Source organism: Pseudoalteromonas sp. SR41-1 (assembly GCF_014164015.1).
GTDB lineage: Bacteria > Pseudomonadota > Gammaproteobacteria > Enterobacterales > Alteromonadaceae > Pseudoalteromonas > Pseudoalteromonas distincta.
On sequence record NZ_JACJEK010000002.1, the window covers coordinates 1 to 19207 of the forward strand.

Here is a 19207-nt window from a genome sequence, read left to right on the forward strand (position 1 = left end):
TTAAAATTGTCAGTCACCACAAATAAGAACTAGCTTATTAACTCATTTATTATATGTGGCATATTTAAACCGAAATAGGTATCAAGAATCATAATGAAAGCATCCACAATTACACTGTTAGCAGCACTTATTTTCTCTGCTGCCTCTTCAGCAAATCAAGAAATCGACTCATTTAGCAAAGCTAAACGACTTCTAGAAAAGCAGGTTTATAACAACCACCGCATTACACTTTATTGTGGTGCGACATTTGACGTTAATAAAAAAGTAACCGCACCGAAGGGCTTTTCTACAACAAAGTACGTCAAACGAGCTAAAAAAATTGAATGGGAACATGTTGTTCCAGCAGAAAACTTTGGTCGTACTTTTAGCGAATGGCGAGATGGGCATAAGCGGTGTGTGAATAGTAAGGGGAAGTCATTTAAAGGTCGAAGATGTGCAGAAAAAGTAAATACAGAATACCGTTTCATGCAAGCTGATATGTTCAACCTTTATCCGGCTATTGGGGCTGTGAATGCTCTGAGAAGTAATCATAACTTTACCATGCTTCCAGCGGCTAAAAGCGATTTTGGACGTTGTGCGATGAAAATTGACGACAGCAAAGCTGAACCACCTGAAATAGCCAGAGGGCAAATTGCGCGTACTTATTTGTATATGGAGAACACCTATAAACGATACAACATGAGTAAAGCGCAACGCCAACTAATGAATGCGTGGGATAAAATGTATCCTGTAGATGCTTGGGAATGTGCTCGAGCAGAAAAAATTTCAAAGCTACAAAAGAATCAAAATAATGTAGTAAAAAGTCGCTGTGAGAGTAAAGGCCTTTAAACATATTACCTTAATCATGATTTATGAAAGCTTAGAATTAAGAACCAATTAAGTGATTTTTTTAAACGTGCAACTCTCAGTTTTCAGTTTTCATTAGTTATTAATTCAGAATCTTCAGCTTTGAGCGATCAGCGGTCATTGAGATTGGCTAAATATCTTAGTTAATTGATTGGTCAAACTGATCTTCACGCATATTGTTCTATTTAACTTTACTTTAAAGTTTTAGAAAACTTGGTGATAGTAATACCTTAGGTAATTTGTTAAAACTATAGGAAGTAGAAAAATTAGCGCTAAGTCGGCAAAAATATGCGCGATGAGCGCACTATTAAATTGTTAGGTGTTTTAAGATGCCCCCATCTTCTTTACACTTAGCACTCACATTTAAAAGGAGTTACTAAAATGACTGTTGAATTTACTGATATAAAAGCAGAACTTGAATTAGAGACAACCGAAGATCAAAAAGCACTAGATGCTTATGGTAAAATAACTAAACATAATACGAATATGTTTGAACGTATTAAATCATTTGGCTCGGAATATGATCAACAGGCTGCCTACAGTCTTATAGAGCTTTTGACCGAAGTAGAGACTCTTTCACCTTTACCCCAAAGTCGTAAACTAATTGAGGACTATATTGTTTCTTCAGGTCTGAAAGTAACTTCGTTGTAGGTTTCTTATATAGAAGAACTTCTTACTAAAATCTATCAGATAATGTAACAATTGTTTTTCTGTAAACTGGACTTCCCATAGTTTGCTAGACACCCAATAAGTTACATTGTAACTTCTAATAAGAGGTGTTTCATGAGTAAAGGTAATTCTTCTAACATAGCGACCAAATTCCTTATGCCACTTCACTCTGGACTTCCAGGCTTTCCGTGAAGAAAGAACAAAATAAAAAGGCCGACATTAAGTCGGCCTAGTTCTCTGTTAGTTAGTGTTTTCATTTGCCCATTCAATATAGATGGGCTTTTTTATGTTACCTGGTCAGACAAAAAAGACATTTTAGGGTGTTTAGCTAAATCCATTGGAATTTGCTTGTGTATTTCTTCCATACTCGGTTGACAATAATGGGTGTCGAAGACATCTGCGTCTTTATCTATATGACGGCTGACTGCTTTCGTAATTTGCTTACTAACTTGCAATTCAATTAGTTGACTAACCGCTTCACGGCGGAGGTCGTGCCACCGTAAATTCTCAATATTTAATTCTGGCAATACTCGTCGAAACGCGGCGGTAACTCCTCCTGAAGTAAAGTCAAATATTTTCCCACCGCTAATATTTTGACTCGCTACAAAGCTTGTGAGTAATTCAAAAGACTCTCGGATTAATGGTTGTTTTACCCAATCTTTTTTCTTAGCTAGTCCTCCAGAGCCTTTATATGTTCTTAAGTAAACAAATTTTTCGGTGTAGTTTATGTCTTCAGCCATTAAATTAACTAGTTCACTAATTCTGAGCCCCGTGCAAATTGCCATTAGAAGCATGAGCGTGTAAGGGATTCGCACACGCTTAGACTCTTCCTTTTCCGCCAATTTGTTGTAAATAGCTTTTAGCTCACATTTTTCTGGACGACGGTTTCTTGGAACGGACTTGATGGCTAACTTTTCACGTTTTAGCTGTATTTGAAGATCAGTGTCCTCTAGTAAGCTTGGACAAACATTTAAACGAAGCTCAGTTTTTAAAAACCTCAGCAAGGTTTTTAAGGTTGCTAAATTACTGTAAACCGTTTGTGGATTTACTTTTGGCTCAGATTTACTGGGGCCTCTTCGCCAACGACAAAATCTAAGGATAGAGCTTGTACTAAGGTCATAAAGCATTAAATATCGTAATGGTGATCCCTCTTTTACAAGTATCTTGAGGTTCGACTTTTCAGTCTTGCCTAAATCGACAACGCCTAGTTCTGCTAATTTAAGTAGGTATTCAGCAGCCTCAAATACGGTAGAGCAGTCAATTACATATCCTTTAAGCCAGAGTTGATTGTTCCAAAAAGCTCGGATCATGTCATACCAAGTTTTGGCCTCTTCATAGCTATTAAAAGTACGATAAAGCCTTTCAATAATTTTACCTTGTCTTTTTCGGACAACTTCAGCTTTGTACGTTGTTAGACCTGTTCTGATTGATTTGTAAGATTTGATACTCATGTTCTCTCCTAACGAAGCTTTAAGATTCGACACCATGTTAAAAGAGAGTATTTAGTTTGTGTTTTATTACTTAGATTTATTGAGCATATCTTTTTCAACGAGATGGTCTGGCGTTATTTTTGTATAAACCTGCCATAATACATTCATATCTTTATGGCCTGTTATCGTGGCAACTTCTTCGATACTATACCCAGCTTCAATTAAACGAGAAGCTCCTTCTCGACGGAGATCATGATAGCGTAATCCTTTTATGCCAATTTTCTTACATGTTCTTCTGAAACCAGCGGTGATAGAACGACTTTTGTAAGGAAAAATAAGATCACAAGTGCGAGGCTGTAATAAAAGTATTTCAATGGCATTACCAAGAAGTGGGATTTGATCATGATTGCCACGGGAACCGTTTGGGTTTTTACGATCTCGTACTAATATTGTCTTTCTTGCTAAATTGAGATCACTCCACCGTAATGAGGTAACTTCTGATATTCGCAGGCAGGTAAGCAAAGAAACCTCGAAAATACTAACGTAAGGAATTTGGTTGCAATGATGCTCTGTCTTTTTAGCCAGTTCATTCAGTAGTTTGTTGTACTCGTTACACTCTAATCTGCGGTTTCTTGGAGTTGATTTCCCTATAAGCCTGAGGTCGTAAAGTGCTTGATAAGCTTCAATAACAGATTGTTGATTACAGTGTACGCCAAGTAGTGACTTACCAATTCGAAGCACTTTTCTTATTAAGCTTACATCGATACTGATTGTTGCAGGGGAGGGATTATGTTCTGAATTTTTGCGTTGTAAACAAAATTGAACAATATCATGGCTCTGTATTTTAGAAGAAACTAACTCGGCAATAGGATATTTTATAATCGTTTTATAACCGTAACTAGCTGTACGACCCAGAGGGCGGTTCGATTTTTCTTTTCTTATCATATACTCATTAATTAGATCTCCTAATGTCATCTCTTTTAGTCCTAGGTGGTTCATCGCTTCATTTATTTCTAATTGACTGACTAAGTTTTTGGCCCACTTAGCAGCAGCCGTTTTAGATGAATGTGTTTTAGATTTTGAAAAAGTAATTATTCCTTTATTTTTCTGAATAACTGACGCACAAAATACAGGTTGATCTGCGCGAAATCGTTTTCGGATGGTATAATGAGCCATAGTTTTGTCTGCCTATTGTCTTCCTGAGGGTTAAAAATCAGCGGAAATAGCCAGAAATCGTCAGAATTTTAGAGAGTTAAAAAATTGTTAAAAATTAATATAAGTCATTATAAATCAATGGGTTCAGAGTGATGGTCGCAAATAGAGTAGATCGCAGATTTTCTGTGGCCCCCATGCTTGATTGGACTGATCGCCATTGTCGTACTTTTCATCGCAAAATGACTAAACATACTGTGCTTTATACTGAAATGATAACCACAGGGGCTATTTTATTTGGTCGAGGCGACTACTTACATTTTAATAAACACGAAGGCCCAGTTGCGCTGCAACTTGGTGGCTCTGATCCTAAAGCGCTTGCGCAATGTGCAAAACTTGCAGGTGAGCGTGGTTATGACGAAATAAATTTAAATGTAGGTTGCCCGTCAGACAGAGTTCAAAATGGCCGATTTGGCGCATGTTTAATGGCTGAACCTCAATTAGTTGCTGAGTGCGTAGCAGCAATGAAAAACGAAGTAAGCATTCCTGTTACCGTTAAAACGCGTATTGGTATTGATGAGCAAGATTCGTATGAGTTTTTATGTGCGCTTATTGAAGCGTCTCATAAAGTAGGGTGTGATGATTTTATTATTCATGCTCGTAAAGCATGGCTTAATGGTTTAAGCCCGAAAGAAAATCGTGAAGTTCCACCGCTTGATTATCCGCGTGTTTATCAACTTAAAAAAGATTATCCGCAGCTAGACTTAAGCCTAAATGGCGGTGTTAAAACAATTGAGCAGAGCCTAGAACATTTGCAACATATTGATGGTGTAATGATTGGGCGTGAGGCTTACAGCAACCCATTTATGCTCAATGACGTTGATGAGAAAATTTATGGTGATGCTGCAAACACGCAGTCACGCCACGACGTAGTGCGTTCAATGTATGACTACATTGAAGAAGAAATGCGTTTGGGTGCTAATTTTTGGCATATTGCACGTCACATGCTCGGTATTTTTCAGGGGCAGCCTGGTGCGCGAGGTTTTAGACGCCACCTTTCTGAAAGTGGTCACGGTAAGCAAGCTGATTTATCGGTAATGGATAAAGCATTAAGCTTTGTACCAGAATAAAAACTAAGCTTTAAAAATTCTAAATTTTAGCCACTTTCGAGTGGCTTTTTTGATCCTAAAAATTAGTCAAAATCATAATTTATTGGCCAATTACACTCTATGTTGTTCAGCTTAAAGTCACTAAAATTTAGAGTGATTGTTGTTTATCATTATGATTTTAAATGTTTTATTTTTGTTTTGATGGACTTGGCACAACTCTTGGAATCTTCTTGTTGAAATTAATTAAAAATCAACAGGAGAATACCATGGGAATCTTTAACCGCGTAAATGATGTAATTCAATCAAACATTGTCGCCATGCTTGATAAAGCAGAAGATCCAGAAAAACTTTTAAACCTAATGCTTACCGAGATGCAAGATGCATTGAATGAGTGTCGTAGTACAGCAGCCGCTTTATTGTGTGAAGAGAAAGTAATTAATCGCCAAATTGATACTAAAAAAACAGAATTAGCAGCTTGGCAAATGAAAGCAGAACGTGCGGTTGAGAAGGGCAGTGATTACCTTGCTAAATCAGCTTTACTTGAGAAGCAACGCGTTAATGAAAGCATTGAAAATAAGCAAACTCAACTAGAAACATTGCAAGAGTCTATTGCAAAAATTAAGTCTGATTGTGAACGCTTGCAGCAAAAAATGGCTATGGCTAAAACTAAGCAAACTCAGTTAATGCAACGCCATAATGTTGCTATTGCTAGAGGGCGAATCAGTACGCAACTACAAAGCGATAAAGTTGCCCATGCGTTGTCTCGTTTTGAACAAATAGAGCAGCGTGTTGAAGGTATTGAAGCTCAAGTAGAGGCTTATGAGCTGACTGATACAGCAAGTTCTACCAGTGCCCAAATTGAGTCGTTAGTTAAAAATGAAAAAATTGATGCTGAACTGGCTCGCTTAAAGGCGAACTTAAATACTAATTTAAAACACACTGCTTAGGAGATTGCTATGAACAGCTTTAATCGTCAACGAGGTTGGTATAAAGATACTCTGAATAAAAAAATATCGGGTGTTTGTAGTGGTTTAGCCCATAGATTGGACTTTCCGGTATGGGCAACACGCGTAGTTACTATTTTATTGTTTTTGAGTTTTCCGTTTGCAGTTGCACTTGGCTATTTTATAGCGCATTGCTGTCTTGAAAATAAAGAGTATTAATACCAACAGTCATAAATATTTGAACAATTTAACGAATTAAATCACCCTATAACGTTGTTAAAAATTTTAATTTAGAACAGCTAAGTATAAAAATTTTTGCCTAGTTATAGCGCAATTTTCTTATCGTTAAATAGACCTCATGTATAAGCCGGTTGGTATAAGGAGAATTACTATGAAAGCTTTGGCAGTATGTGTAATTATCTATTTATTACTGTTTACTGATTTAATAACGTTTGTGCAGATTGATTCTTGGCAGTTGCCGTTATGGATTGCTGACATTAGTTGGGCTGGGCTCGAGCTTGTAGGTGCTTTGGCCGCAATTATTGCTGTAGTTGCGGTAGTGGCTTTAATTACTATGGGATTAGTTGGTGCGGGTGTAGTGGCATTAGCAGGGACTGTTTTAGCGCTTTTATTCGGATCTATAATGATTGCATGGCCGTTACTATTTGTTGCAGTGTTGTGTTGGCTTGTTGCCGATAACAAAAAAGTAGCCTCTTAATCCTTAATTTGACTGACTATTATAGGTTAACTATGTTAAATTTAGCCTGTAATTTAAAGTTTTCATAAGGATAAGAATGATGACGAAACTATGTTTTTCGATGGCTTCTGCATTAATATTTAGTTTTTTTTCGTCATCGTTGGCGGCGCACTCAGGACACGATCATGGTTCTGATGTGGCTGTGCTCGAAGTAACTAACACGCAAGTTAGAGAGTTTTTACCTGGCAGTACTTCAACTGTAGGTTATTTAACCCTTATTAATCACAGTGGAGCCGCAGCAACTTTAATTAAGGCAACTATTGATGGCTTAGGGCGTGTTGAAATACACGAGCATTCACATGTAGACGGCATGATGAAAATGCAACAAGTTGAATCGGTTGAAATTAAGGCGCACGAAAGTGTCAGCTTTCAGCCTGGCGGTTATCATTTAATGGCATTTGAACCACAAGAGCCATTAAAAGTAGGACAAGAACGTAAACTCACACTATATTTTAGTGACGGTAATCGCTTATTTACTAATGCTCAAGTCGTGTCGCTTGAAGCGCAAGCTAAGCAGTCAAAACCATCTACTCAACACGCTCATCATTAGGAGTACACATGTCGCAACATAAAGGAAAAATAGCAGGAATAATTGTTTTACTGCTTATCATTTTTTACGCAATTGCTGTTTATTGGAGCACAGAACCTTCACGTTTTGACGTTGTTGCCAACGCGAAAGAGCAAGCGCAGCTTCGTAATGAAAAAATAGTAACGGGTTATGTAACTACTTCTACATTAATTACGGTAGCCAATACCTTACTAGATAAACCGGGTGGCTACTTATCAAATGATGTAATACCACCAAGTATTATTATGGATGATATGCCAGCGTGGGAATATGGCGCACTAGAAATGGTACGTGATTTATCGCTTTCTATGCGAAAAGATTTTAGCCGTTCTCAATCACAATCAACGGAACATGAAGCCCTTAAAAAGGCGCAGCCGCAGTTTAATATAAGCTCTGAGGCATGGGCATGGCCAAGTGCCGAAGGTGAGTACCAAAAAGGTATTGACTACTTAATGGTATATCGTGGACAAATTGCTAATGAGCATGAGCGCGATAGCCAATTTTACGCACGAGCAGATAACTTACGTAGTTGGCTTAAAGAAGCTGAAAAACGTTTAGGTAGCTTAAGCCAACGTTTAAGTGCCAGTGTAGGCCAAGAAAAAGTGAACACCGATTTAGCGGGTAATTCATCTAATAAACAAGCAACTCTTGCGCCACTGCAGCAGCAAGTAAGAACACCATGGTTAGAAATTGACGATGTGTTTTACGAGTCGCGCGGTGCTACTTGGGCGTTACTGCATTTTTTACAAGCGATAGAGTATGACTTTAATGACGTGCTTGAAAAGAAAAATGCACGTGTAAGCTTACAACAAATCATACGTGAACTTGAGGCGACTCAAGAAACAGTATGGAGCCCACTTATTTTAAACGGCAATGGTTTTGGCTATGTGGCAAACCATTCTTTAGTTATGGCAAATTATATTTCTAGAGCCAATGCGGCTTTAATCGAACTCAGCGAACTACTAGCTCAAGGATAAAAAATGAAAAAGTATTGTTTAGCAGCAGCCCTTTCAATGGCATGTTTAGCACCAGCAGCGCAAGCTGACACTCTACTAGGTTTATACGTAGGTGTTGATGGGTGGAAGTCAGATAACGATGGTCAATTTTCTTATAAAGATAAAGCATCTCAAGGTTTTGATTTTGAGGATGAAACATTTGTTAGCTATTACGCAGCACTTGAGCACCCAGTGCCGCTAGTTCCAAACATTAAGCTAAAATATACAGAACTTGAACTTGATGGTGATGCGGTTATTGGTGATACGTTTAGCTTTAATGGCAGTACCTTCGATACAAACAGAAAAGTAAATACTGTTAGTGATTTATCGCACATTGATTATATTCTTTATTATGAAATCTTCGATAACGATTTAGTTTCTATTGATTTAGGTTTAAATGTTAAGCAATTCGACGGTGAAATTACAGTAAGCTATGATCCTGAAGAAAAGCTTTCTCAAACTGAAACCAAAGATTTCTCTGGTTTTGTTCCTCTTGCATATGGCCGTGCCGAAGCAGGCTTACCATTTACTGGTTTAAGTGTATTTTTTGAAGGTAGCTTTTTGGCTATTGACGATAGCAAAGTACAAGATTACCAAGTAGGCGTAGCGTGGGAACTTATTGATAACCTAGCAGTAGATGTTGCTGTTAAAGCAGGTTACCGCTCTATGGTATTAGAACTTGATGATGTAGATGATATTACTACTGATATTGATGCATCAGGCCCATTTGCGGGTATTCAGGTTCACTTTTAATTAGTATTTTCTAATTAAACAAAGCGTGGCATATTATTTTATTGCGTGCCACGCTAAATCAAACTCTCCCTCCAGCGCATTATTAATTAACTGCTTATAAATTTTATTTACAGGAAAATTAATGAGTTTAGATAACTCATCACCTGTTTGCGTGAATTTATAATAGCTTAATACCAAATCACTGCTTTTTGCTTTTAACGTTACTTTTTGCGATAAAAATGAAAGGGTAAGTTCTTGCCCCGCTTTAAGCACTGCAGATTCAATTTCTTTTCTATACAGTAAATTAAGATCCATAAGTGTTAAAATATCAGGAAAACTAATACCTGTTTTTCCTAAATTTAGAGACACTTTATTGCCTTTTCGTAGCAAATCAAACAATGACGGTTTTTTGTAAAAGCCGAGTAAAATAAAGTGGCTGTCGTCTTTTTCGTTATAGCCTGAGAGCGACACACATTTTTGCAAAGAGTCAGCTTCTCGCTGTGTCATATGCTTTAACGTTTGCAGGCTTTTAATTGAAAACGTACCAGGGTTGAGTGTTTCTCCCGTTAAAATTTTGGCCCATAAAGTTTGCATTGACGCATTTGAAGTATCTTCGCACAGTGCGATAAAATGCTCTACCCAGTCAGCATCGGGTTGTTTAGTACTTGCTACATCGGGGCAAAACCCCATAGCCATTGCTAAAATTGACTCTATATTTTGTTGTTGTTTTATTAGTAGTAAATCTTGGCGCTTTTGGGCACGAGCTAAAACAGAGTTTTCACTGTTGATATGATAAAGCGGCTTAACTTGGCCTTTAATATCGTAATTTTGTTCGGGGGTAGGCAATATTCCGTTACTGCCTATTTTTGTTATAGGGTAACCAAGTAAGGATTCGATAATGTTAGCAAGGTTAATTCTCGCTTGTGCTGTCTTGACTGGCATGGCTGTGCATTGTCCTTTGTGAATGACTAAGCTGAGCAACAGTTTTAAGGTTATTTAACCCCATTGAAACTGTATTACGGAGCACATATTCGCTCAAAATTGCGGTGTAACCCGATATTAAAGGGGCGGTTGTTTGTCCGTTAATCTTACATATTAAAGTGACGATACCGTTTTGCTCACTAAAATTAAAAGTCCCCCTAATAATATGCTCAGCATTTAAAAGTATATTAAAGCTGACCTTATTTTGATTCACCGAAGTTATGATCATTTCACCATACCCCCATTTTCCTTTCCAAGACTGATGAGCACCTAGGCCAGAGCTAGGTTCGCCCAAGGTAAAACGTATACTGGGGTCTACTTTTTCCCATGGAGACCATTTTTGCCATTGATTAAAGTCAGTAATAAGCGGTTTTACTGCGTCAATATTTGCATTGATTTCTATTGTTTTATTTACATTATAACTTTGGGGAAGTATCAGCCCTACCAGCACTAATACCAATAACAATAACAGTACGCCTTTGATTAATATTTTTAATGGTTTAATAAGCACACCTTTTATTAGTTTTTTGAGTTGAAATACAACAACTTTTTATTAATCGACTATAGTATGAATTAGATTATAAACCAAAAATAATTTATAAATTGCTACCTAGGAGAGCGAATGTCGTCAGATCAAAACGATTTTTTATTTTTTGAACAAGACTATGAAGATGATGCAGTAATTGAGCCGACTAAGTTTTGGGATATTTTAATTGTTGATGACGAACCTGAGATCCACTCTGTAACAAAGTTAGCTTTGTCTGGGGTTGAGTTTTTGGGGGCAGGCTTGCGATTTCATGATGCCTATTCGGGAGCTGAAGCAATAGAGATTTTAGCTGAAAATAACGATATTTCAGTTATTTTTTTAGACGTTATTATGGAAACTGACGATGCTGGCTTGCAGGTTGTAAAAAGGGTGCGTGACGAATTAAATAATCAACATGTGAGAATTATTTTAAGAACAGGGCAAGCTGGTAATATACCAGAAGAAAAAGTAATACGTGAATACGATATAAATGATTATAAAACTAAAACAGAACTCACTCGCTCTAAATTAGTAACATCGCTCATAACCGCTATTCGCTCTTACGAGCAGGTATGCCAGCTTGAATATCAAAGTGATGCAATGAACACGATTGTTTCTGCATCAAAGTCTATTTTAGGGCTTACTGATATTAAGCAACTATGCAAAGAAATCATCAAGCACATGAGTATTATTTTAAAGTGTTCACCTCGAGGGCTTGTGTGCAGCAAATTAGACGGCGATGACTTTATTCAAGTATTAGGTGGTTGTGGGCATTACGAAGACTACTTTGGTGAAAAATTAATTAATGTTGATAGCAAAGTATTTAAACAAGTTGAGTTGTGTTTTGATTTATCAAAGCATCAACATACAGACTCAAGTGCAACATTTGTATTAAAAAGTAAGCATAGAAAAGCGGCTTTATATATAGAATGTGACCATGTTCCTTTGCAAGCACAATTGCAGTTTGCTGAAATCTTCTTAACAAATGTGAGTGTTGCCCTCGATAATATAAGGCTGTTTGTAAAGTTAAGAGATGCAGCTTATAAAGATGTGCTTACAGGTATTTCAAATCGTACCAATTTTATTGAACGGGTAGAGCGTTATCAAAAGCCGCACGTGAATGATTATGTATTTGTACTACTTGATATAGTTAATTTTGCAGATATTAATAATGGCTTAGGGCAAGAGGTCGGTAATAAAGTATTAATTGGCATTGTGCAAAGGTTAAAAGAAAACTACCCAACAGCTAAGTTACTATCTCGTATTGGTGCTGATGTTTTTGGTTTTATTATTCGCTGTGATGAACTCGACTTAAAAAAATTGAATGAGCAGTTAGGTGTTCCATTTTGCGCAGAAGAGCATACATTGCCTATCGATTTTAGATTGGGTTTATGCCAACAGCAAGACTTTCAAAGTAGCGGGATTGATACACTTAAAGTTGCTTATATTGCACTTGACCAAGCTAAAAAAGCAAAGCATAAAGAAGGCGTTTATTACAATATTGACATGCAAGATAAAATGGCTTGGCGCATAGGAATTATTAGGCAATTACGCCATGATTTTGCTCGAAACAAGTTAGAGGTATGGTACCAACCTCAACTTTCATTAGGAGACTTGTCTCTAATTGGGTGTGAGGCATTACTTAGGTGGCCCACCGGTAATGGATCATATATATCGCCAGCGGTATTTGTTCCACTTGCAGAAGATGCGGGCTTGATTGTTGATATAGGGCAGTGGGTTTTAGAGCAAGCTTGCCAACAACAAAAGCGCCTAGAAAATATGGGTACCGAAATTTGTATTGCGGTTAATGTGTCTGTTCCGCAGTTTAAAGTAAAAGGCTATGCTCAAAACGTTAAAAATACATTATTAAAATATGGCGTTAAGCCAAAAAACATAGAGTTAGAAGTCACAGAAAGCGTAGTAATGGATGAACTCGAAACTGTTATTAATACACTTAGAGAGCTTCAAGAGTTAGGGATTGAGGTTGCTATTGATGACTTTGGGACTGGCTTTTCATCGCTTAGTTATATACAAAGTTTACCCTTGGATAGGTTGAAAATAGATCGTGCATTTATTAAGGATCTGCCAAATGATGACACTGGCGCTATTGCTGCCTTAGTTATTTCTCTTGGTGCTAAGTTGGGTTTAAAAACGATTGCTGAAGGCGTTGAAACACAAGAACAAGCTCAGTTCTTAAAAAACTTAGGCTGTGATGAGGTACAAGGTTTTATGTATGCTAAACCTATGCCTGAGCATGAATTGATAGAATTTATAAATAAACGCTAAAAAAAGATTAACTTATTATTTAAGCTAATGAACGATTTAGAATTTAAAGCGCGATATGCTTTGACTACTTTGTATATATAAAGAATTTAGTAGGGTATAATTCGCGCCTTTTGTTATTCTACGGCCACAATTATGAGCACACTCAAAGCTAAGCGCGCCTTATTTTCATACCCTAAATACTGGGCTGAATGTTATGGCACCGCGCCATTTTTACCAACTACACGTGAAGAAATGGATGCACTTGGCTGGGATAGTTGCGACATAATAATAATTAGTGGTGATGCGTATGTTGATCATCCTAGTTTTGGGATGGCGGTAATTGGCCGTGTACTTGAAGCGCAAGGCTTTAGAGTGGGGATTATTGCCCAACCTGCATGGGACTCTAAAGATGCATTTATGGAGCTCGGCAGACCGAATTTATTTTTTGGTGTAACAGCCGGCAACATGGATTCGATGATCAACCGCTATACAGCGGAAAAGCGCATGCGCCACGATGATGCTTACACGCCTAATAACGTTGGCGGTAAGCGCCCAGATCGCGCCGTGATGATTTACTCGCAAAAATGCCGTGAAGCATACAAAGGTATCCCAATTGTTATTGGCGGTATTGAAGCCAGCCTTCGCCGTATTGCTCATTACGACTATTGGCAGGAAAAAGTACGTCGTAGTATTTTGTTTGATGCAAAAGCCGATATTTTAATTTACGGTAACGCAGAGCGCCCGCTAGTTGAAGTTGCACACCGTATTGCGGCGGGTGAAACGATGGATACGATTCAGGATATTCGCGGCACGGCTGTTATTCGAAAAGAGCCTCTACCTGGTTGGCGTGGCAGTGATTCTACCGCTATTGATAAAATTGGTAAAATAGACCCTATTCCAAACCCATATGGCGCGGATGATGTTGGCTGTAGTAAATCTGAATTTAAACAAGCGGGTATTGATTTAAAAGCAGAAGCGGCAAAACCAATCATGGTTCAGCCTGCACGTCCTAAGCCGTGGGAAAAAACCTATGTTAAGTTACCTGCTTATGAGCAAGTAAGTGTTAACAAACCTTTATACGCCCATGCCTCGCGAATTTTACATCAAGAAACAAACCCTGGTTGTGCAAGAGCGCTTTACCAACGACATGGCGATCGCTCTATTTGGGTAAACCCGCCAGCATATCCATTAGAAACACATGAGATGGATGCTGTATTTGGTTTGCCGTATCAGCGTATTCCTCACCCAAGTTATGGTGATGCTAAAATACCTGCTTACGATATGATTAAAACGTCAGTTAATATTATGCGTGGCTGTTTTGGTGGTTGTTCGTTTTGCTCAATTACAGAGCATGAAGGGCGCATTATTCAAAGTCGTTCGCAAGAATCTATTATTGAAGAAATTGAACAAATTAGAGATAAAGTTCCCGGCTTTACTGGTGTTATTTCTGATTTAGGTGGCCCAACGGCGAATATGTATAAGCTGCGCTGTACTAGTAAAAAGGCCGAGAGTACCTGTAGACGCTTATCATGTGTGTATCCAGATATTTGTAAACACATGGATACAGATCATACGCCAACAATAGATTTGTATAAAAAAGCACGTGAAGTTAAGGGTATTAAAAAGGTATTGATTGCTTCAGGTGTACGTTACGATTTAGCTGTACGCGACCCGCGTTACGTTAAAGAATTAGTAACGCACCATGTAGGCGGTTACTTAAAAATAGCGCCAGAGCATACAGAGGATGGTCCATTATCAAAAATGATGAAACCAGGTATGGGAGCGTACGATCAATTTAAAGAACTATTTGATAAGTACTCTAAAGAAGCCGGTAAAAAGCAGTATTTAATTCCTTACTTTATATCTGCTCACCCAGGTACAAAAGATGAAGACATGGTAAACATGGCTTTATGGCTTAAATCAAACGACTTTAAGCTTGATCAGGTACAAAATTTTTACCCATCACCTATGGCTAATGCGACGACTATTTACCATACAGAGATGAACTCTTTACGTAATATAAAAAACAACTCAGAAGTTGTTCCAGTACCTAAAGGCGCACGCCAACGTAGATTACATAAAGCTATTTTACGCTACCACGATGCAGCTGGTTGGCCAATGATACGTGAAGCTCTACGTAAAATGGGTAAAGCTAATTTAATTGGTAAAGGGCCTAACTGTTTAGTGCCAGAAGAAGGGCGCGATGAAAAATCAGGTAAAGGTGGTAAAAAAGGTGGGCGTCCGGCACTAACGCGACATACTGGTTTTAGCCAATTTAAAAAGGCAAACACTAAGCCAAAAGTGGGCGGTAATCGTCAAAGCACACGTTAGTAATTTTATTCGCTAATAGATAAGGCTAATTGCGGTACGCGTTTTTTAGCTTTTGTATACGTAAATTAAGTCAGCTTTGCTCTTTATTATCTATATTATTGTAGGTGATAAAGAGTGAGGTTTTAGAGCCCCCCTCTCTTTAGATATCCTGTGCTAAGTTTAGCTTTTTTTTAAAGCATTGATGATAACCACAAACGCAATTTAAGTGACCATAACGGCTGAATGCCGGTGAGTCCTTGCGTCATTTTATTATCTTTTAAGATTATATAAGATGGCGTGACTTGTCCCTGCCAATCGGAAAATATCTCCCCGTGTTGATCGTTAACAGTACTGAAGCTGTAGCCTTGCTCATTTAAATAATCATGCAGCTCTTGATCAGAGCCTGATTTTATCGCGATGCTCACAACAGGGTATTTATTCTCGTTTGCGAGTTCGTTTATGGCAGGGGAGGTAATACTACAAATAGGACACCAAGTTCCCCAAAAATACACAAGCGTGGGTTTATCTTGGCTCATTGCTGCTAAATTAATGTTTTGCCCTTTATAGTCGATTAATTGTAATTGAGGATTTGCTGGCATGACAGGTTGCCGCCACCAATTGACGGCGGTATAAATGACGAAAAATATAGAGCCATATACCAGTAGACTTTTTAATATGGATACGCTTTTTTGTTTTAGCGTTTTTTTAGGTATGTCATTTTTATGTTTGGTATCCGTTGCCATAGCTACTGATTTACCCTAAGTATTTTTGCTGTAGTTTTTTACATTTAAAGCGTTTAATTTATATCAGCAACCATGTAGCAGTACCTAAAAAGGCGAATATACCAACAATATCAGTCACCGTGGTTAGCACCACACTCCCTGCAAGAGCAGGGTCTATATTCATTCTTTTAAGAATTATTGGAATACTTGCACCAGCAACACCTGCCACCACTAAGTTCATAAACATAGCGAAGGCGAGTACGCCACCAAGCATAAAGTCCCACTGCCATAGCGCAATAACACCCGCAATTAATAGTGACCACAAAATACCGTTTAGCGCGCCAATGGCCAGTTCTTTCATCATCAAGAAACGTTGGTTTGTTTGGTTTATATGACCTACTGCAATACCACGGATAACAAGCGTTAATGATTGGCTACCAGCAACACCACCCATAGAAGGGACAATACCGTTAAGCACAGCCAAAATAGGGAGCACATCTAAAGTGCCTTCAAAAAAGCTAGCTACAAAAGCAGCTGCAAGTGCGGTTAGTAAGTTAACTCCTAGCCAAACTGAGCGTTTTTTAGAGCTTTTTAGTACTGGCGCGAATGTATCCTCTTCATCATCAAGACCGGCTAGGCTTAATAAGCTATGCTCGGCATCTTCTCGGATTACATCAACGATGTCATCGATAGTAACACGACCGAGGAGTTGGTCGTTATCGTCCACCACTGGGGCCGATATCCAATTATGACGCTCAAATAATTGCGCTACTTCACTTTCATCCATTGAGATTGGGATAGACTCACAATCTTCATCCATTAAATCGCGGACAATTTTTTCTGGCGGATTAGTTAATAATGTACTCAGCGATAAAGCGCCTATAAAGCAGTTATGTTTATCAACAACATATAAATCATCTGTACCCTCTGGTAACTCACCACGCAGTCTAATATAACGAAGTACAACATCGAGTGTTACATCAGGGCGAATGGTCACCGTATCGGTGTTCATTAGCGCACCTGCTGAACGCTCTTGATATGACAGTGCTTGCGTGGCACGTTCACGGTCTTGAATGTCCATCGCGCTAACAACGTCTTTATAGACGGTATCTGGCAGGCTACGTAATACTTCACCTAAGTCATCGTGGCCCATGTCTTCAGTTGCGGCGGCAATGTGCTTAGGTTCCATTTGGGCAATAATGCCTAAACGAACATCTTCAGATAATTCTTCAAGAACATCACCCTGCACATCAGGATCGACCAATTGCCAAAGCAGTCGGCGAATTTTATGCGGTGATGATTCTAATAATAATGCGGTATCACAAGGAGCCGTTTTTGCGAGCATGCGCCTAACTTGAACAAATTGACCACTATTGAGTGACTTCGTCACCTGCTTTAGTTGCTGTAGTGGATAATCTTGTTCAAAAGCTTCTGGCATTGGCGTCCTTTATAAATTGTTATATTACTTTATGGGGGGAGGTGAGTTAACTGGCGTTACTAACCTATTTATTTTATATATCTGTTTTAATTGAAGCACTAGTAATGCGAATATTGTTTTTATAAAACAGATTATTCTTGTTCATTAAAGCGTTGTGCTATTAATTCTCCAACAGCGTGTAAAGCTTGCTCAGAATCAGGGCCTTTACAAACAACTTTAACTTCTTTTCCTTGGCTACTTTCAAGTAACATTAATGCAAGTACGCTATCGCCTGCTGCTTCTTTGTCATCTTGGAATAATGTAATTGTAGCATCAAATTGTACTGCTAATTGCGCAAGCACAGTAGCTGCTCTGGCGTGTAAGCCTAATTTGTTTTTTATTAAAAAGGTATCTTCACAATGCATAACTTACTCTACCTAAGCTGAACAGGTGATTATTCAGCTATATTATTTTTCTTGTTCGCGATGGCGAATTTTTACATTGGGATGTGTCATTGCAAAACTTTCACCGATAGTTTGCGCTAAATACACAGAGCGATGTTGCCCACCTGTACACCCAATAGCAATGGTTAAATAACTGCGGTTATTTCGTTCTAAATGCGGTAACCACGTTTGTACAAATGTTTGAATTTGCCATGTGAATTTTTGCACTATGCTGTGATTAGCTAAATAGTCTTTAACCGGTTGATCTAACCCATTTAAAGGCTTCAACTCTGGTTCCCAGTGTGGATTTGGTAAAAAGCGTGCATCAAATACGTAGTCTGCTTCTTTTGGTATACCGTGTTTAAAACCAAATGATTCAAATGTGACAATCAGTTGCTTATCTTTTTTACCTAAAATCTTTTCACGAATAGATTCAGCGAGTTGATGAACACTTAAATCAGTCGTATCTATCATAAAGTCGGCGCGAGTGGTTAATACATCAAGTAATTCTTTTTCTTTTTTGATGGCTAAATCAAGAGGCAACGAGTCTATTGATAGTGGGTGTAATCTGCGTGTTTCAGAAAAGCGTTTGATCAATGTCTGATCGTCACTATCTAAATAAAATAACGTAGGGTTTGCAAAGCCTGGTAAGTATTCAAGAATATCGTTAAATTCATCTTGTTCTTTAGGTATGTTGCGCACATCTATGCTAACAGCAATTTTATCGTAGCTATCAGACACACTGCGAACTAATGAAGGTAGTAGGTTTACTGGAATATTATCTACGCAATAATAACCTAAATCTTCTACAACGCGCAAAGCAACCGACTTTCCAGAACCAGAACGGCCGCTTATGATAATTAACTCCATTTAACACCCTTTATAAAACTATGATTGATCGACAATAACTTGGTAAAGCTCAGTATCAGATTTTGCACTGCGTAACTGTTTACAAAAATCTTTGTTGTTTAGTTTATCAGCAATGGTTGCTAGAGTCTTTAAGTGCTGCTGGTTATCGCCATCTGGTACGATGAGTGCGACAAAAATATCAACAGGGCGATTATCGATTGCATCAAAGTTTATTGGAGTTTCGCTAACGAGCACTAAAGCCAAAGGCTCTTCTGCACCGCTCATTCTTCCATGAGGAATAGCAATGCCACGTCCTATACCTGTACTACCTAATTTCTCTCTGCTCATTAAAGCATTAAGAATATCTTGTTGCGGTAAATACGGAAGTTTGTCGTGAGCAAGTTCGCTAATGAACTCTAAAATTCTTTTTTTGCTATTAAAAAGGACCGCAGCTTTGCTGCAGTCCTGGCATATAAGTGAACTTAATTTCAT

The 19207-nt window shown here is 38.2% G+C and carries 20 protein-coding genes; 11 read left to right on the forward strand and 9 right to left on the reverse strand.

Annotated features, from left to right (window positions below; genetic code table 11):
• Nucleotides 1-93 precede the first annotated feature (93 nt).
• On the forward strand, nt 94-828 hold the full coding sequence (locus H5118_RS01450; RefSeq protein WP_182747509.1) for an endonuclease: 735 nt from the start codon (nt 94-96) through the stop codon (nt 826-828).
• Nucleotides 829-1227: 399 nt separating this feature from the next.
• Complete coding sequence (locus H5118_RS01455) at nt 1228-1497, forward strand: hypothetical protein (protein WP_182747512.1); 270 nt, start codon at nt 1228-1230, stop codon at nt 1495-1497.
• A 302-nt stretch (nt 1498-1799) separates the two neighbouring features.
• Here H5118_RS01455 and H5118_RS01460 read toward each other — a convergent pair whose 3' ends face one another.
• Both H5118_RS01460 and H5118_RS01465 read right to left on the reverse strand, forming a co-directional pair.
• Nucleotides 1800-2966: a tyrosine-type recombinase/integrase gene (locus H5118_RS01460; protein ID WP_182747514.1), complete on the reverse strand. Its 1167-nt coding sequence runs from the start codon at nt 2964-2966 to the stop codon at nt 1800-1802.
• A gap of 66 nt (nt 2967-3032) precedes the next feature.
• Nucleotides 3033-4121, reverse strand: coding sequence for a site-specific integrase (locus tag H5118_RS01465; protein ID WP_182747516.1), 1089 nt, complete (start codon nt 4119-4121; stop codon nt 3033-3035).
• Between the two features lie 131 nt (nt 4122-4252).
• Between H5118_RS01465 and dusA the strand changes: the two genes are divergently transcribed.
• The 7 genes from dusA (at nt 4253) to H5118_RS01500 (ending at nt 9223) form a co-directional block, all read left to right on the forward strand.
• Entirely contained in the window at nt 4253-5227 is a 975-nt protein-coding gene (gene dusA, locus H5118_RS01470) for a tRNA dihydrouridine(20/20a) synthase DusA (RefSeq protein ID WP_182747518.1), read from the forward strand.
• Between the two features lie 245 nt (nt 5228-5472).
• Nucleotides 5473-6153, forward strand: coding sequence for a PspA/IM30 family protein (locus tag H5118_RS01475; RefSeq protein WP_182747519.1), 681 nt, complete (start codon nt 5473-5475; stop codon nt 6151-6153).
• 9 nt (nt 6154-6162) lie between these two features.
• Nucleotides 6163-6369 (forward strand): PspC domain-containing protein, encoded by a 207-nt coding sequence (locus tag H5118_RS01480; RefSeq protein WP_101163631.1) that lies wholly within the window; start codon nt 6163-6165, stop codon nt 6367-6369.
• Nucleotides 6370-6541: 172 nt separating this feature from the next.
• Entirely contained in the window at nt 6542-6868 is a 327-nt protein-coding gene (locus tag H5118_RS01485) for a hypothetical protein (RefSeq protein WP_002957925.1), read from the forward strand.
• Between the two features lie 79 nt (nt 6869-6947).
• Nucleotides 6948-7457: a copper chaperone PCu(A)C gene (locus H5118_RS01490; protein WP_182747730.1), complete on the forward strand. Its 510-nt coding sequence runs from the start codon at nt 6948-6950 to the stop codon at nt 7455-7457.
• Between the two features lie 8 nt (nt 7458-7465).
• Nucleotides 7466-8452, forward strand: a complete 987-nt coding sequence (locus H5118_RS01495; RefSeq protein ID WP_024603343.1) for a DUF2333 family protein — start codon at nt 7466-7468, stop codon at nt 8450-8452.
• A 3-nt stretch (nt 8453-8455) separates the two neighbouring features.
• Nucleotides 8456-9223: a TIGR04219 family outer membrane beta-barrel protein gene (locus H5118_RS01500; protein ID WP_182747521.1), complete on the forward strand. Its 768-nt coding sequence runs from the start codon at nt 8456-8458 to the stop codon at nt 9221-9223.
• Between the two features lie 33 nt (nt 9224-9256).
• On the opposite strand, the gene H5118_RS01505 is transcribed toward H5118_RS01500, so the two are convergent.
• On the reverse strand, nt 9257-10144 hold the full coding sequence (locus H5118_RS01505; RefSeq protein ID WP_039485422.1) for a TIGR03899 family protein: 888 nt from the start codon (nt 10142-10144) through the stop codon (nt 9257-9259).
• The gene (locus H5118_RS01510; protein WP_182715711.1) at nt 10113-10694 is read right to left on the reverse strand and encodes an SRPBCC family protein; all 582 of its coding nucleotides are present in this window, start codon (nt 10692-10694) and stop codon (nt 10113-10115) included. Before H5118_RS01510 ends, H5118_RS01505 begins: the two co-directional genes overlap by 32 nt.
• A 111-nt stretch (nt 10695-10805) precedes the next feature.
• On the opposite strand from H5118_RS01510, the gene H5118_RS01515 reads away from it, so the two are divergent.
• Together H5118_RS01515 and H5118_RS01520 are read left to right on the forward strand one after the other, a co-directional pair.
• Nucleotides 10806-12995, forward strand: a complete 2190-nt coding sequence (locus H5118_RS01515) for an EAL domain-containing protein (protein WP_182747523.1) — start codon at nt 10806-10808, stop codon at nt 12993-12995.
• Nucleotides 12996-13127: 132 nt separating this feature from the next.
• Nucleotides 13128-15305 carry a YgiQ family radical SAM protein gene (locus tag H5118_RS01520; RefSeq protein ID WP_182694728.1) on the forward strand — a complete coding sequence of 726 codons (2178 nt, stop codon included), beginning with the start codon at nt 13128-13130 and terminating at the stop codon, nt 15303-15305.
• A gap of 170 nt (nt 15306-15475) precedes the next feature.
• Here the strand turns inward: H5118_RS01520 and H5118_RS01525 are convergent, their stop codons facing one another.
• The 5 genes from H5118_RS01525 to ptsN form a co-directional block, all read right to left on the reverse strand.
• Entirely contained in the window at nt 15476-15883 is a 408-nt protein-coding gene (locus tag H5118_RS01525) for a protein disulfide oxidoreductase (protein ID WP_220488593.1), read from the reverse strand.
• 202 nt (nt 15884-16085) lie between these two features.
• Nucleotides 16086-17444: a magnesium transporter gene (gene mgtE, locus H5118_RS01530; protein ID WP_002957935.1), complete on the reverse strand. Its 1359-nt coding sequence runs from the start codon at nt 17442-17444 to the stop codon at nt 16086-16088.
• Between the two features lie 131 nt (nt 17445-17575).
• Nucleotides 17576-17848, reverse strand: coding sequence for an HPr family phosphocarrier protein (locus H5118_RS01535; RefSeq protein WP_002957937.1), 273 nt, complete (start codon nt 17846-17848; stop codon nt 17576-17578).
• A gap of 42 nt (nt 17849-17890) precedes the next feature.
• Nucleotides 17891-18736, reverse strand: a complete 846-nt coding sequence (gene rapZ, locus H5118_RS01540; RefSeq protein ID WP_002957938.1) for an RNase adapter RapZ — start codon at nt 18734-18736, stop codon at nt 17891-17893.
• Between the two features lie 18 nt (nt 18737-18754).
• Nucleotides 18755-19207 carry a PTS IIA-like nitrogen regulatory protein PtsN gene (gene ptsN / locus H5118_RS01545; RefSeq protein WP_024595797.1) on the reverse strand — a complete coding sequence of 151 codons (453 nt, stop codon included), beginning with the start codon at nt 19205-19207 and terminating at the stop codon, nt 18755-18757.

Bases quoted from the DNA above. Each gene is read 5' to 3' on its own strand.
- H5118_RS01450 (WP_182747509.1), top strand. From the start codon at position 94: ATGAAAGCATCCACAATTACACTGTTAGCAGCACTTATTTTCTCTGCT.
- H5118_RS01455 (WP_182747512.1), top strand. From the start codon at position 1,228: ATGACTGTTGAATTTACTGATATAAAAGCAGAACTTGAATTAGAGACA.
- H5118_RS01460 (WP_182747514.1), bottom strand. From the start codon at position 2,966: ATGAGTATCAAATCTTACAAATCAATCAGAACAGGTCTAACAACGTAC.
- H5118_RS01465 (WP_182747516.1), bottom strand. From the start codon at position 4,121: ATGGCTCATTATACCATCCGAAAACGATTTCGCGCAGATCAACCTGTA.
- dusA (WP_182747518.1), top strand. From the start codon at position 4,253: ATGGTCGCAAATAGAGTAGATCGCAGATTTTCTGTGGCCCCCATGCTT.
- H5118_RS01475 (WP_182747519.1), top strand. From the start codon at position 5,473: ATGGGAATCTTTAACCGCGTAAATGATGTAATTCAATCAAACATTGTC.
- H5118_RS01480 (WP_101163631.1), top strand. From the start codon at position 6,163: ATGAACAGCTTTAATCGTCAACGAGGTTGGTATAAAGATACTCTGAAT.
- H5118_RS01485 (WP_002957925.1), top strand. From the start codon at position 6,542: ATGAAAGCTTTGGCAGTATGTGTAATTATCTATTTATTACTGTTTACT.
- H5118_RS01490 (WP_182747730.1), top strand. From the start codon at position 6,948: ATGACGAAACTATGTTTTTCGATGGCTTCTGCATTAATATTTAGTTTT.
- H5118_RS01495 (WP_024603343.1), top strand. From the start codon at position 7,466: ATGTCGCAACATAAAGGAAAAATAGCAGGAATAATTGTTTTACTGCTT.
- H5118_RS01500 (WP_182747521.1), top strand. From the start codon at position 8,456: ATGAAAAAGTATTGTTTAGCAGCAGCCCTTTCAATGGCATGTTTAGCA.
- H5118_RS01505 (WP_039485422.1), bottom strand. From the start codon at position 10,144: ATGCCAGTCAAGACAGCACAAGCGAGAATTAACCTTGCTAACATTATC.
- H5118_RS01515 (WP_182747523.1), top strand. From the start codon at position 10,806: ATGTCGTCAGATCAAAACGATTTTTTATTTTTTGAACAAGACTATGAA.
- H5118_RS01520 (WP_182694728.1), top strand. From the start codon at position 13,128: ATGAGCACACTCAAAGCTAAGCGCGCCTTATTTTCATACCCTAAATAC.
- H5118_RS01525 (WP_220488593.1), bottom strand. From the start codon at position 15,883: ATGCCAGCAAATCCTCAATTACAATTAATCGACTATAAAGGGCAAAAC.
- mgtE (WP_002957935.1), bottom strand. From the start codon at position 17,444: ATGCCAGAAGCTTTTGAACAAGATTATCCACTACAGCAACTAAAGCAG.
- H5118_RS01535 (WP_002957937.1), bottom strand. From the start codon at position 17,848: ATGCATTGTGAAGATACCTTTTTAATAAAAAACAAATTAGGCTTACAC.
- rapZ (WP_002957938.1), bottom strand. From the start codon at position 18,736: ATGGAGTTAATTATCATAAGCGGCCGTTCTGGTTCTGGAAAGTCGGTT.
- ptsN (WP_024595797.1), bottom strand. From the start codon at position 19,207: ATGAAATTAAGTTCACTTATATGCCAGGACTGCAGCAAAGCTGCGGTC.